This is a genomic window from Kamptonema sp. UHCC 0994 (assembly GCF_029167235.1).
Taxonomy (GTDB): Bacteria; Cyanobacteriota; Cyanobacteriia; order Cyanobacteriales; family Microcoleaceae; genus Kamptonema.
This window is the reverse complement of sequence record NZ_JARFTR010000232.1, coordinates 1-12,473: the sequence shown is the minus strand read 5'-3', so window position 1 is coordinate 12,473 and position 12,473 is coordinate 1. Positions and strand designations below refer to the sequence as shown.

Here is a 12,473-nt window from a genome sequence, read left to right as displayed (position 1 = left end):
CCCCATCCTCCGACATCGATCCTGTACGTGCCGGCTTGATCGCCGATTGCTGCTTTTACCCAGACCCAGAAAACCCTCGTTTGCTAAGAGCTAATACCTTTGCGCGGTGGGATCGACTAGGATACAGAGCCACCATAGCTTATGAAGAGATAGTAGACTGGATCGAACAACAGCGATCGCACCAGCAAGAACACCTCCTAGCTAGTCCCGTCGTCCTCCTTGACCGAGCAATTCAGAAATTCCTGCTCAAAGACCGTTATCTACCGTACAACCAGCTAGCCGCATTACGGGAATTAGTAGAAACCGCTGTACACTATTGGGAAATCGACGGGCGGAGGCGATTAAGCGAACCTGCAACATACTCCCAACCAGCAGCGATCGCCCAATTCATTCAACTTCTCCGGCGCGGTACAGTCACCGCAAACCCTTTTCCCGTGAGGACAGCCGGACTCGGCAGCCGTGCGATCGCCTTAGCCACCATCTTTCAGTACCGTGCCAGTCGCCGCGCTCACAAATACCATTTTTGGCTTGATGCCGGTTCCCCGCTCTGGATGAGCGGCGGTGCAGCCACCCTATTTGCAGCTCCCCTGTTCCTTCAGAAACACCCCTGGCATCCCAGTCGAGCCGAAGATATACAATTCGCCAACGAGCAAAGACTGCGACGAATTTTGGTAGATTTATTAAGCCGCTGTTCCTACCTTTACCTTTGCCACAGCGAACTAGCAGCCAACGGACAAGAGCAAGCTGGGCCACTACTACCCCTGGTTTATGCTTCCGTGTTCCCCTGAAAAAGTCAGCCTTACTCCCTAAAATGGAAATTATAGCAACCTTCTTGGCAATTAGGACTTACGTAACGCCGCCCTCTGGGCGGTATCCTAACCGCCTAGAAGGCGGCGTTACGGATATTTGTCCTAGTTAGCATACCGCCTAGAAGGCGGCGTTACGGATATATGTCCTCATGGTCTTGGCGGCTGCTATAGAAAAATAGATGAGTAAAAAAAACGTCAAGATATTAACATTTTTAGTGCAAAATAGACTGAGATTAAAAAATCTGTATATCTCTTGTCAATTTGCTTGAATATGTTAAAACTAATCAGGATTGTCGATAAATTTAAAGTCTATTTTTCCTGAGAAACTAATCTTCAAACCCTTCGTCAAGTCCCTAGGGATCGTCTAAAAAAGGAGTTGTAATCATGCCCGGTGCAGTGCCAGTAGGTTTTGTCGAAGATGGCCCTCCCTTTGTGTTAGGGGCTGATGAAACTATCGGAGGAAGTCCAGCCCCATCTCCGACCCCAACCCCAACCCCAACCCCCACACCCACACCCACACCCACACCAACTCCAACCCCCACACCCACACCCACACCAACTCCAACCCCCACACCCGTTGCCGATGACACTACACCGGGAGCCGACGACACCCTACCCACCAGCACTCCTGACGACACCTTACCGGGCAATCTGGGCGGAATTATCAGAGGTACTGAAACCAATGACTCCTTAGTTGGTAGCCCCAGAGTAGACGTAATCTCAGGGTTGGGAGGTAGCGACACCCTCATCGGTGCCGGTGGCGACGACGAACTCAGGGGAGACGATGACGACGATCTACTTTTTGGCAATACTGGTCAGGACACCCTCGACGGTGGTACAGGCATTGACACTCTTTACGGCGGCAAAGATAACGATTTATTGTCGGGCGGCGGCGAAGGAGATCTCCTCTTTGGCAACAACGAAAACGACACCGTTATCGGTGGCGATGGCAGAGATACAAGCTTTGGTGGTAAAGGCAACGACAGCTTACGCGGTGGTTCCAGCGACGATAGCCTCTTCGGAGATTTAGGCGAAGATATCGTTTGGGGAGACCAAGGCAACGATACCCTCTCTGGCGGTGGAGGTGACGACCTCCTCTTTGGCAACGAAGGCGGTGACTGGCTATTCGGCAACGACAGCAAAGATACTATTTTTGGAGGCGAAGGAGACGATATCGTTTTCGGCGGCGACGGAGATGACAACATAGTTGGCGAAAGTGGCAATGACGTTCTCTGGGGTGAGTTCGGCAGAGATACCCTCTCCGGCGGTGATGGCAGAGATGTCTTTGTCCTCGGTAGCTTCACAGCCCCAAATCCTAGCAACGCCAGCATCCCCCTCGTTACCACCACTGGCGGCCCCGATATAGCCGATGCTGACCTAATTACAGACTACCGTACCGGTGATTTAATCGGACTGAGCGGCAGCCTCAGATTTGAAGACCTCGTAATCTTTCAAAGCACCGATGCTAGAGCTGGAAGTACGATTATCCGTAACGGTACTACTGGGGACTTTTTGGCAGTATTGCCGGGAGTAGATAGCAGGACGCTGGGTCGGGCTAACTTCATTGCAGCCCCCACAAGACCTGGGCTAGCAACACCACCACCTTCTCCCTCTCCTACTCCAGTTCCTACCCCAGACCCATCGGGAACACCAACTCCGACCCCGACTCCATCGGGAACACCAACCCCGACTCCAACCCCAACTCCATCGGAAACACCAACTCCAACACCAACTCCATCGGGGACACCAACCCCGACTCCATCAGGAACGCCAACACCAACTCCATCGGGGACACCGACCCCGACTCCTGCGGTCAATCAGCCCCCAATAGCGGTCAATGACAGCGTTACCACCGTTGCCAACCAGACAGTTTCCTTTAATGTCCTAGTTAACGATACTGATGCTGACAGGAATATTCTTAACGTCAGCACCTTTACTGCAACTGTTAACGGCCAACTGGAGCCTGTGGCTGGGGGAACGTTCCGATATACTCCCAATGCTGGTTTTACTGGTAGTGACAGCTTCAGCTACTCGATTACTGATGGCAATGGCGGCACGGCTCAGGCAAGTGTCACCATTAATATCAACAGTCCACCACGAGTGGTTGTCAACGAAGGCATTATTGTCTCCAAGAGTTCTCCGGTAGAAATTATTTCTGTTGAGGAACTGTCTGCTACAGATGCCGACACCCCGGCAGAGCAGCTAATTTACACCTTGACAAAAGCACCAGATCCTGCAAAAGGATTTCTGCAAAGGGGAACCAGCTTTGTCAATATCGGTGACAAATTTAGCCAGCAAGACATCCTCAACAACATAGTTAAATACACCTTGTTAGCTCCTACTGGCAGTGACAGCTTTGCATTCACAGTTAGTGACGGATTTTCTAACACTCCGCAGTCTTCTTTCAGTATTACTGTCGTAGATAGCATTTCTGACCGCACGGGCATCATCAACGACAACTTCTCAGGCACGGCGCTCAGCGATTATATTATCGGCGGGACTGGGAATGATACCTTCTTGGGAGGTGACGGCAACGACATCATTGATGGTAGAGCAGGTAACGACTCCATTTTGGGGCAAGCTGCCAATGACTCCCTTTTAGGTGGTACCGGCAACGATGTTTTAAGTGGTGGAGACGGCAACGATACCGTTGACGGTGAAGATGGCAATGACACTATTGATGGCGGGTTCAACAATGACCTGCTATTTGGTGGAGATGGCGACGACTCCCTCGGTGCTGGGGAAGGCAACGATACTGTTTATGCCGGAACCGGTAATGATGTCCTATCGGGAGATGCTGGCGATGACTCCCTATACGGAGAGGCTGGCAGTGACATTGTGACTGGAGGAGTTGGCGATGACACCATTGACAGCGGTGCCGGTGACGACATTGTTGATGGCGGCGTGGGCAGAGACTTAATTGATGGTGGCACAGGCAATGATTCACTATTAGGCAGTGACGGTGACGACACGGTACTCGGCGGCGACGGTAGCGACACCCAATTGGGAGGTGTCGGTAACGATTACCTCTTGGGCGAGGGCGGTAGCGATTCTATGTTGGGTGAAGCTGGCAATGACACTCTCGACGGTGGAGATGGTGGCGACAGCCTCAGTGGTGGATTTGGCAATGATTTGGTCTTAGGCGGCGGTGATAACGACTCGCTATCTGGTGCTGCGGGCGATGACATCCTTGGGGGCGGATTTGGTTCCGATCTCCTAACGGGTGAGGCTGGTAATGATTTCTTCTACTTTGAAACTCCCGCAGAAGGTGTAGATATCATTAGCGATTTCAATGTTAGCGGTAGCGATGCTTTCTTGTTCCGATCGTCTAATTTCGGTGGCTTTACCAACTCTGGCACGTCTAACGATTTTTCTAGTATTATTATTAGGAATATCGGCTCGGCGGGTGATGATATTGGTGGTCAAGAGGTGATATTGTTTGAGGCAAAATTTGACAATGCTCAAGCTGTAAATGCAGCTTTGAAAAATCAAAATGGTTCGGCTCAATCAGGAGCTTTCTTTATCTATCTGAACAATACTTTTAATAAGTATCTTTTGGGTTATGACCCGAATGTTAGTGATGATAGTCTCCCCGCTTTTGACTTGGCTGTTCTCAATTCTATTCCTACGGTACCGGGTGCTTTAAGCACTGTCATTACTGCATCGGAGTTCAAGTTTATTTAACGGTTAACGGTTAACTGTTAACTGTTAACTGTTAACTGTTAACAACTAACAAAATTTAGTGTTGATTTAAGGAGGCGGAACAATGCCAGGTGCAGTGCCAGCAGGCTTTATTGAGAACGGCCCACCGTTTTTTCTTGTAAATGAAAATGGCGATATTACTGATGTTCTCCCTACGCCAGCGCCAACGCCTGCACCTACTCCCACTCCAACGCCAGATCAGGGGACGAGTCCTTCTGTGAGTCAGGGGACGAGCCCTTCTGTGAGTCAAGGGACGAGCCCTTCTGTGAGTCAAGGGACGAGCCCTTCTGTGAGTCAGGGGACGAGCCCTTCTGTGAGTCAAGGGACGAGCCCTTCTGTGAGTCAAGGGACGAGCCCTTCTGTGAGTCAAGGGACGAGCCCTTCTGTGAGTCAGGGGACACGCCCTGCCATTACGCAAACACCTGCGCCTGTGGAGACGTTGACACCGACTCCTACTCCTCCTCCACAGCCAATATTTGTTCAGGGTGTGGTTCAGGGAACCAATCTGGATGACTATCTAATTGGTGGCCCTCGGAATGACACAATTTCAGCGCGTCCCGGTGATGATACCGTTTTCGGTGGGGACGGCCCAGATTTGCTCAGAGGCGAAGAAAATAACGACTATTTGAATGGCAATGCTGGCAGAGATACCGTTGAGGGCGGGCCAGGCGATGACAGCGTAAGAGGCGGCAAAGATGAGGATCTGGTTTCTGGGGATCAGGGTAGCGATACTGCTTATGGTGATGCTGGCAATGATATTGTCTTTGGTAGCGAAGGTAACGACACGCTGTTTGGTGGTAAAGGTAATGACTGCTTGCGTGGCGGTGGTGAGGATGACTTAGTTTCTGGCGATCGCGGCAATGATACTCTTTTTGGCGATACGGGCAACGATACTGTACTCGGTGGCGGCGGTAGCGATCTTTTATTAGGCCAGGAAGGAGGAGACAGGATCAACGGCGGTGCTGGCAACGATACTGCTAGCGGCGGCGAAGGAGACGATATTATTTATGGTGGGGAAGGTAACGACGAACTTGCTGGTGATAGTGGTGATGATATTCTCTCTGGCGATCGCGGCTCAGATACATTCACTGGCGGTGAAGGCAGAGATACCTTTGTTATCGGTAGATTTAGCACTCAACCAGCCTCCCTCAGTAGTGGTAGTGCGACTACTGGCGGCGTTAATTTAACTGATGCTGACCTAATTAGAGATTTTACTGACGATGATGCGATCGCCCTCACAGGTGATTTGAAATTCGCAGATTTGGAGATATCCCAAGGAACAGGCTCGAATTCTAGCAACACCATTATTAGAGACAAACGCACGGGCGAATTTTTAGCAATACTGCTCGACGTTAAACCTACCACTGTCAACGAATCAAGGTTTACAACAAATCCCGTCCCGTTCGTTGATGAAAACCCATTTCCCATTCTAGGTACTACTCCCTCGACAACGGGGACAACTCCTTCAACAACGGGGACAACTCCCTCGACAACGGGGACAACTCCTTCGACAACGGGGACAACTCCTTCGACAACGGGGACAACTCCCTCGCCCGTAACAGCAACGCCAACTCCTACTCCAACTCCAACTCCTACTCCTACTCCTACACCAACTCCTACTCCAACTCCAACTCCTACTCCAACTCCTACACCAACTCCTACTCCTACACCAACTCCTACTCCTACTCCTACTCCCACAACTGCTACTCCTACTCCTACTCCCACAACAACGGGTACTAGCCCTTCACCTGCAACAGGTACTACTCCAAGTTCACTCCCTACTTTAGTGCCCTCACCTACTCCCAGCGTGAGTCCAGGCCCTTCTCCCATACCGCCGCCAACTGCAACTCCTGGGTTGGGGCCGACTTCCCCTGCTTTCCCAACGGCGACAACCAACCAACCGCCAATTGTGGAAAGCTCTAAGAGTTTAGTAACCAGTCAGGATATACCTTTAGCCCTTAGCATTCAAACACCGACTGACCCGGAGGGTGCAGCGCTTACAGTTACAGTGACACAACTGCCTAATCCTACCTTCGGTCAGATATTGCGGAATACCTCTGTCACCTTATTGAACGAAAAATTGAGCGTTCAAGACTTGAGCTCCCTGAGATTTGAACCTGCAACCAATGTCACTGGGAAAGCTGGGTCGTTTAGTTACAGCGTCAGCGATCCTGAAGGTGGTACAGCAACATCCTCGATCGCCATCAATATTAATCCGTTTAACGCTAATACTGGTACGCAAGTTAATACGCCGCCAACAGCTATAGATGACGGTTTAATCCTGACGACTACTAACAATCCTCTCCCAACTCTAATTAATGTACTAGCCAACGACAGCGATCCAGAAAACCAACCACTTACTATCATCAGTCTTAGCACCACTAAGGCTGGTTCGACGGTCAATCTGGGCGGTACAGGGGTGCAGTTTACTCCCGCTGGTGCTGCTGGTACTGTTGCCTTTACCTACACAATCAGCGATGGATTTGGGACGAGCCCAGGGACGGCCGCAGCTACAGTGAACGTTCAGGTATTTTTAGCAGATAGCGGTGCAAACAGTATAGTCGGCGGTTCTTTCCCGGATAACTTCAATGGTTTAGCTGGCAGCGATACTATTGATGGTGCAGGGGCAAATGACACTATTAATGGTGGACTGGATAATGATGTGTTGATCGGTGGCGCTGGTGCTGATAGTATGAGCGGCGGCGGTGGTAATAATACATTCCGCTATACTAGCCCTACTGATGGGGGGGCGGTCTTTGAGGCGGCTTCGCCTGCGGCAATTAATGCTGCGATCGCGGCTGGCGGCTACGATATTATTACGGATTTTGCCGCTCTAGGTGTGCCGATTAACGACCAGTTTAACTTTACTCCCGCATTCCCTAATCTCAAGGGCGCGAACCAAATTGTATTACCTGTGCAGACAACTGTTTCGCTGAATATTTTGGGCGGGACTGCGTTCTTGTTTGCTTACGATTCTGGTGGTAGCACTTATATTATTTATGACGGCAATGCGGATAATACCAGCGGTAACGATTCTCGGATCTTGGCGAAATTAAATGGTGTTACTGGTGTCCCGTTCCTTTCTCCTTTTGACTTTACTTTTATCTAGACTGAAAAGTATTAGATATAGCAACCGCCAAGGCCATTAAGCCATAAACTGGAAGTAGACATTAATCTGGCTCCGGCTGTGCCGATTAAAAAAGAGATAGCGCTGTATGTATAGCAACCGCTTTGGCGGTTGCTATAAATTCTGGGTTTAATTTGATCGCTAATGATTTAGGCAGAAAGATTATGGTAATCAAAAGAGCGGTTGCTTACTCTAAAATAGATGATTCTTGGGAAGCGGGGAAATATGCGATCGCAGAAATAATCAAAAAATTAGGTAAGCATCCAGATTTCCTATTTCTGTTCGCCACAGTTGGACACGAAATGAGAAAAATTTTCCAAGGTATTGAGTCAGTTGCTAGTAATATACCTCTTTGTGGCTGTTCGGGACTTGGTAGTATTACTAACTTAGGCTGCGATGAGGCAACCCATTCTCTAGCAATGATGGGAATGGTTTCAAAAAATGTATTTTTTCATCCTTTTATTGTTCCGGGTTTATCGGCTGACTGCGAAAAAGTAGGTAGAGAAATCGGTAATAAAATCAAATTAATTGAACTTTCACCCGATGACAAACAACTGCTTTTCTTATTTCCAGACGGTTTAACAATTAATTCAGATGGTCTTTTTAAAGGCATCGAAAATATTTTAGGATATCACATTGATTTTGTAGGCGGAACCGCCGGCAATGATTATCATTTCTCGCAAACTTATCAATTTTGCAATCAAGAGATTCTAAGTGATGCTGTAGCTGGCGTTTTGATAACTGGAGATTTTAACTATTCAATCGGCGTAAGTCACGGTTCTAAACCCCTGGGAAATTTGAAAACTGTTACTAAAGCGCAAGATAATATTATCTATGAAATTGATAATGAACCCGCCTTAGACTTACTAAACTCTCTAGTCGGTGAAGAACGAATGTTAGATTTCGGTCAAGCTATCAATTTAATTGGGTTAGGACAATCTTTTAAGGGCAAAGGTTATGATGGAGATATGATTAACAGGGCAATTATCGGTATTGATAAAGAACAGGGTAGCATAAAATTAGGAGTCCCAATACCTGTCGGGTCAAATTTTCAGATGACTAGGCGTAACGAGGCTAAAGTCAAACAAGGGACAGAGAGCATAGCTCATAAAGTAACTGCTGCTATGCAGTATCCTGAAGATGCTACCTATTTTTATTTTAACTGTTCAGGACGTGGATCTTATCTTTTTGGTGAACCAGAACCAGATGTGAATAATCTGATGGAAGTTTTGGGTAATGATAAAGATATGATTGGCTTTTTTTGTTTTGGCGAAATTGCTCCCGTGATGGGAGAAAATCATTTTCATAACTATACTGGAATTTTCGTGGGGATAGAATGATTGAATATCAAGCTGATCTCATGTCTGAAAATCAAGTGTTGAAGGAGGAAATAGCAAGGTTAAAGCAAGAAAAACTATCGTGTAAGGAAGATATCGAAAATCTAACGTTGGAAATCATTAAATTGGAAGGTTCTTTGCTGGATTTGCAGATGAAGTCTAAGAAGCGAGAAAAGACTTTTAAGTTTATGCAATTGCTGTCTCAGCAAATAATTGGGGCAAAAGATGCGTGGAATATTTATGAAGTTACGGTTAAGTCTTTAGCTGAGAATATTGGATTTGATCGAGCTATTATTTTCAGGAAGAAAGAAGATGAAAATTTTTATCCGGTTGCAAGTTGTGGCTATTCTTCGGAATATTTGATGACAAAGATGGCTAATCCAGAGTTTTCTAAGTTAGCTGTTGAGAAACAAGGAATTTTATTTAATGGTAAAAGTATAGATAAATATAGGGCAGATTGGGAATCAGAATTTCAGGTAAAATATTTTATTGCGATTGCTTTTGCTGTTAACAGTGAAGCGAATCATATTCTTTTTGCTGGTAATCAAACTGAAGATACTCTGAGAAGACCTAGGTTAACAATTGTAGACTTTGAGACTTTGCAAATATTGGCAAATCAAATTGCGATTACTATTCGTCAAAATGAGTTTTATGCACAAAATCAAAGGTATAGCAACCGCCAAGGCGGTTAGGGGCTAGGGGCTAGGGGCTAGGGGCTAGGGGAAGAAGAGGAAGAAGAGGAAGAAGGGAAGAAAATTAAGGGTTTGAGGAAACTAAAATGTCCTAACCACCTTGGCGGTTGCTATAACAACTAACAACTAACAACTAACAACTAATAACTAATAACTAACAACTAACAACTAACAACTAATAACTAACAACTAACAATTACTCCCATTCAATAGTTCCAGGCGGCTTAGAAGTAATATCATAAACCACGCGGTTAACTCCTTTAACCTCGTTAACAATCCGATTCGAGACAGTTTCCAGAAAATCGTAAGGTACTCGTGCCCAATCAGCAGTCATCCCATCTTCACTCTTGACTAAACGCAAAACAATTGGGTAAGCATAAGTGCGTTGATCTCCCATAACGCCAACACTACGAACTGGTAATAAAACCGCAAAAGCTTGCCAAAGTTCGCTATACATTCCCTGGCGATTAATCTCTTGGCGGACGATGAAATCAGCATCTCGCAAAATATTTAAACGTTCTGCTGTCACTTCTCCTAAAATGCGAATTGCCAAGCCAGGGCCAGGAAAAGGATGTCGATTGACAATTTCTTCTGGTAATCCAATAGAACGACCGAGTTTTCGTACTTCATCCTTGAATAGTTTTCGCAAAGGTTCAATTAGCTTAAACCGCAAATCTTTAGGTAAACCGCCGACGTTGTGGTGACTCTTAATCTTAACAGCAACTCGCTCTCCACTTTTCGGGTCTACGTTAGTATCAGCGGATTCGATAACATCTGGATAAAGAGTACCTTGAGCGAGATAATCAAAGGGGCCGAGGCGCTTAGATTCTTCTTCAAATACTTGGATAAATTCGTGACCAATATGTTTGCGTTTAACTTCTGGATCGGTAACACCTTCAATTTTTGCAAGGAATCGATCGCGGGCATTTACATACTGAACATCAATGTGGAACTGTTCATGAAATAGCTTTACTAACCTTTCTGGCTCATACTTACGCATGAAACCCTGATCGATAAACATACAAGTCAATTGATCGCCGATCGCTTTATGCAGTAAGAAGGCTAAAGTGGAAGAATCCACGCCGCCAGATAAAGCTAGCAAAACCCGTTTATCTCCAACTCTGGCGCGGATTTCGCGAATTGATTCCTCGACAAAAGCTTCCGTTGTCCAAGTCGGTTCGCAGTCACAAATATGGTAGACAAAATTGCGAATTAAAGCTAAACCGCCAATAGAGTGAACTACTTCGGGATGGAATTGAACGCCATAAAGCTTTTTATCGTAATTCGCGATCGCAGCACTAGGAGTATTATCTGTATGAGCAAGAACTTCAAATCCTGCGGGTAACTCAACGCAACTATCGCCGTGACTCATCCACATTGTTGCGCCATCTTCCACATTAGTCAGCAAGTCTGTAGGATCTTTAATTGATAGGGAAGCCTTGCCATATTCTGCGCGTTTTGCTCGTTCTACTTTCCCTCCTAATTGCTTTACCATTAACTGCATTCCGTAGCAAACACCCAAAACTGGAATACCTAAATTCCAGATTTCTGGATCGCAGTGGGGAGCCCCTTCGTCATAAACAGAACTAGGGCCGCCGGAAAGGATAATTCCTTTAGGATTGAGAGTAGCTAACTGCTCTGCTGTAGTGCGGTAAGATATTACTTCTGAATAAACTTGAGTTTCGCGGATGCGACGAGCAATTAGCTCTGAATATTGCGAACCAAAGTCTAGAATTACTAGCATTTGGCGATTGACTTGCCCGATTTCAGGGTTGTCTGCGGGCGCTTCAGTTTGTATTTGGGAAGTCACGGTTAGTGTTTAATTGGTAGATGGTGATAGTTAATGGTTAACTGTTAACGGTTAACTGTTAACGGCTAACGGTTAACGGTTAACGGTTAACTGTTAACTTTTATGAGATATTTACATTAGATTAACAAATCTTAGACAAAAGTGTATCGCCTATTTCACTTTTTAGGATGATTTTGCGATCGCGACCGAAGAGTACCGAACCAATGGTAAGATGACGCTGGCAGTGAGTGAAGATGTAGTCTGAGGATCTTTGGTCAATTTGAGAGGCGATCGCACCGTAAACCCGCTCTACCCAATTACTGCCCGTATTCTCATCCAAAGTTCGCAATTTTTGCAGTCCATCTTCGGCTGTAACGCAAGCAAAAATTTCTGTACAAACCGCAGCCGGTAGTCCTGAATTTACACAATAAGCCGTCAATATTTCCCGCCGCCCATCAGCAAGATGATGGTGAGTGTGAAAAATTCCGCCCGCCAATTTCATCAATTTGCCGTGATAACCAAATAGCAAAACTGACTTCAAGCCTTGCACTCCAGCCTCTACGAGCATTGGGCCCAACCAGTTAGCCGTTTTTACTAACCTTTCTGGGTTAATACCTAATTGAGTCGCTAAATCTAAGCCGTTTTCACCAATACAGAAGACTAAAGAATCAAAGCGATCGGCTTTTTTCTGCAATTCTGAGCGGAAATCTTCTAATTGACCAGGAGCACTCAGCGGTTGAGAAATGCCCGTAGTACCGAGCAGAGAAAGCCCTTCCACAACGCCGAAAGCCTCGTTAGAGGTACGTGCAGCCAATTGGCGACCTTCGGGCAGAATGATAGTAACAGTAATTTTTTCTCCGGGTTGTAGCGATCGCCTCAAATTTTCCTGCAATAATTGCCGAGCATAGCTGTAAATCGCCGCCTCTCCCCCTTCTTGGCGATAACCTATCCCCTCACCGCCCACAATAATTATCTCCTCTTCCGTAACGCCGCCATCTTGGCGGTCAACGAACCGCC

At 46.7% G+C, this 12,473-nt stretch carries 6 protein-coding genes and 1 pseudogene; 5 read left to right on the top strand and 2 right to left on the bottom strand.

Translation table 11 applies throughout. From position 1 onward, the window contains the following. The 5 genes and pseudogenes from PY364_RS20970 to PY364_RS20950 form a co-directional block, all read left to right on the top strand. Positions 1-788: pseudogene (locus PY364_RS20970) on the top strand (recombinase family protein); the annotation flags it as partial. Between the two features lie 405 nt (positions 789-1,193). Then, positions 1,194-4,493: an Ig-like domain-containing protein gene (locus PY364_RS20965; RefSeq protein WP_275525928.1), complete on the top strand. Its 3,300-nt coding sequence runs from the start codon at positions 1,194-1,196 to the stop codon at positions 4,491-4,493. An 82-nt stretch (positions 4,494-4,575) separates the two neighbouring features. Continuing rightward, on the top strand, positions 4,576-7,620 hold the full coding sequence (locus PY364_RS20960; protein WP_275525926.1) for an Ig-like domain-containing protein: 3,045 nt from the start codon (positions 4,576-4,578) through the stop codon (positions 7,618-7,620). A gap of 182 nt (positions 7,621-7,802) precedes the next feature. Beyond that, on the top strand, positions 7,803-8,978 hold the full coding sequence (locus tag PY364_RS20955; protein WP_275525924.1) for an FIST N-terminal domain-containing protein: 1,176 nt from the start codon (positions 7,803-7,805) through the stop codon (positions 8,976-8,978). After that, a complete protein-coding gene (locus tag PY364_RS20950; RefSeq protein WP_275525922.1) occupies positions 8,975-9,667 on the top strand; it encodes a GAF domain-containing protein in 693 nt (230 codons plus the stop codon). The genes PY364_RS20955 and PY364_RS20950 overlap by 4 nt, the downstream gene beginning before the upstream one ends. Positions 9,668-9,863: 196 nt before the next feature. On the opposite strand, the gene guaA is transcribed toward PY364_RS20950, so the two are convergent. Then, positions 9,864-11,477 carry a glutamine-hydrolyzing GMP synthase gene (gene guaA / locus PY364_RS20945; protein WP_343278300.1) on the bottom strand — a complete coding sequence of 538 codons (1,614 nt, stop codon included), beginning with the start codon at positions 11,475-11,477 and terminating at the stop codon, positions 9,864-9,866. A 121-nt stretch (positions 11,478-11,598) separates the two neighbouring features. After that, positions 11,599-12,473: cobalt-precorrin-5B (C(1))-methyltransferase CbiD (gene cbiD / locus PY364_RS20940; RefSeq protein WP_275525920.1), on the bottom strand; the 875-nt coding region annotated here is incomplete at its 5' end.

What these genes read in the sequence shown, in the direction of transcription:
- PY364_RS20965 (WP_275525928.1), top strand. Translation starts at nt 1,194, where the DNA reads ATGCCCGGTGCAGTGCCAGTAGGTTTTGTCGAAGATGGCCCTCCCTTT.
- PY364_RS20960 (WP_275525926.1), top strand. Translation starts at nt 4,576, where the DNA reads ATGCCAGGTGCAGTGCCAGCAGGCTTTATTGAGAACGGCCCACCGTTT.
- PY364_RS20955 (WP_275525924.1), top strand. Translation starts at nt 7,803, where the DNA reads ATGGTAATCAAAAGAGCGGTTGCTTACTCTAAAATAGATGATTCTTGG.
- PY364_RS20950 (WP_275525922.1), top strand. Translation starts at nt 8,975, where the DNA reads ATGATTGAATATCAAGCTGATCTCATGTCTGAAAATCAAGTGTTGAAG.